The 2,029-nt window shown below is 63.9% G+C and carries 1 protein-coding gene; it reads right to left on the reverse strand.

The genetic code is table 11. The features are described from left to right. Positions 1-660: 660 nt before the first annotated feature. Positions 661-1,818 (reverse strand): IS110 family transposase, encoded by a 1,158-nt coding sequence (locus JQ628_RS34255; RefSeq protein ID WP_212231014.1) that lies wholly within the window; start codon positions 1,816-1,818, stop codon positions 661-663. Positions 1,819-2,029: the final 211 nt, after the last annotated feature.

Here is a 2,029-nt window from a genome sequence, read left to right on the forward strand (position 1 = left end):
AGGCGCTGGAGCGCTTGAAGATGGCGTCCTGACGCCCAGGCGCTGAACCATCCCCGTCATTGCCTGCGACAAACGCAGAGCGTTTGTGCAAGGGAGCAAAGCGACGACTTGTCCGCCGTAGCTCGAAGAGCGAAGGCGGAAGCAATCCATCTATCCGTTATGCCGCTCGATGGATTGCTCACATGGGGAATGTGTGTGTCAAGGGATGAGCAGTCACCTTTTTGTTCGACTGCGGCCACCTCTTCGTCCCGACCGCGTGCTGTGCAGGATGACGCGCACAGATCAAGTCAAGGCCGGCCCGTTAGGGCCGCCGCGCAGCGGCTTGGCCTTGAGTTGAGCGAGCACGTCATCATGCTTGATGCGTCGGGCACGACAGGGGCTCCTCGTGTTGGCGGTTCGGTCAGGGCATCTGCCATCCTCGCGTTTGCGATCCAGGGTTCGAGCCGGTTCTGCGATCTGGGTTGCTTGCCAGATCAAACTCACATTCGGTCGTCGCGCGAAGCGACCGCACCAGGATTCCGCTTGCGGCGGGCAGGCTCGAGAGGACGGGACCATTCTTCGTTGCGGCGTTTGAAGCCATGCAATCCATCGGTTCGTCCACCCGGATCTTCCGGGGCTGATCGGGCCTCGGCAGATTGGAGGTTGGAAGTGGGCTTTGTGCTATGCGGCGGTCTTCATCACGGCCCCCTCGATGACGACGCACTTCCACAGCGCCACGAGCAGCTTGCGCGCCAGCGCCACGATGGCGCGCTTGCGGCCTTGCGGGCTTCGCTCCTTGAACCAACGCGTCAGGGCCGACTGCGGCTGGTGGCCTATCCACAGCCAGGCAAGCTGGACCATCGTGGTCCGCAGCCTGGGATTGCCGGCCTTCGACACGCCCTGCTCATGCCGGACGCCTCCGCTTTGCCAGGGCGTTGCCGCAAGGCCGGCATAGGCGGCGACCTGGCGGCGGTTGGCAAACTGCCGATAGAACGCCTCCGACCAGAGAACGGCGGCGAAGTTGGCGCCGATTCCCTTCAGGGCCAGCAGCATCGTGACCGGGGCCGGCGTCGACTTTTCGCCCGCAGGCTTTCTTGTCGCCGCCAGCAGGGCATCCTGCGCGGTCTCGACCGCCTTGATCTGCTTCAGAAGCAATTCGAGCCGATCAAGCTCGCGGCCGATCTGCGCCTTCAAATGCGAAGGCAGCTCGCGGCCGTCTCCGGTGCGCAACGTCTCGAGCCGCGCACGCCGGTCGCGCCGCAGCGGTCCGTAGTCGGATATCCCCTGCGCGAACAGAAGCCCCTTGATCCGGTTCACATGCTCGATCCGCTCAGCAATCAGCGTCCGCCGCTCGCGGCAGATCCTCCGGCGGTCTTCCTCCTCGGGCGAGGGCGCGACCACCATCGCGCAGACCCGCGGCTCGCCGCGCTTGTAGGCCAGAAGCGTCCGCAGCAGCGTCTCGCCGTCGAGCCGATCCGTCTTGGCGCGTCTTCGCCTTCGCGGCGTCGCGACCGAAGCCGGATCAACCACGTGGCTCTCGATCCCCTCCTGTTGCAGAACGCGGTGCAGCCAGAACCCGTCCAGCCCCGCCTCCTGGATCGTGACGATCGGATAGCTTTGGCCGGTTCGGGCCTCCGCCTTGCGCCTAAGCTCCGCAAACAGCGCCAAAAGCCCGGCCATATCGCCAGCCGTGACGCTGTGCTTGGACATCTTCTCGCCCCTGCCGGGCGACAGCGACGTCACGAGCCATGTCGAACGGCTCAGTTCCAGCGACACAAAAATTGCGGCAATATGCGTGCGGATAGCGGTCGGTCCGTCGGAAGGATGATCGAGCAACATCGTCGTCTCCAGGTTGAGTGGTTTTTGCAACCTCAGTCTGGCTTCAGACCTGGTCGCTATCCACTCCCCATGGAATCTTCGCTCCGCTCGCAATGACGACTGAGAGAGTCACCATCGAGGATCCCATCGATGCTGGACCACGTCTCCATCACCGTTTCCGACTTCACCGCCGCCGAACGCTTCTACGACGCGATCATGGCCGCGCTTGGAA

Source organism: Bradyrhizobium lablabi (assembly GCF_018129385.1).
Lineage (GTDB): Bacteria > Pseudomonadota > Alphaproteobacteria > Rhizobiales > Xanthobacteraceae > Bradyrhizobium > Bradyrhizobium lablabi_C.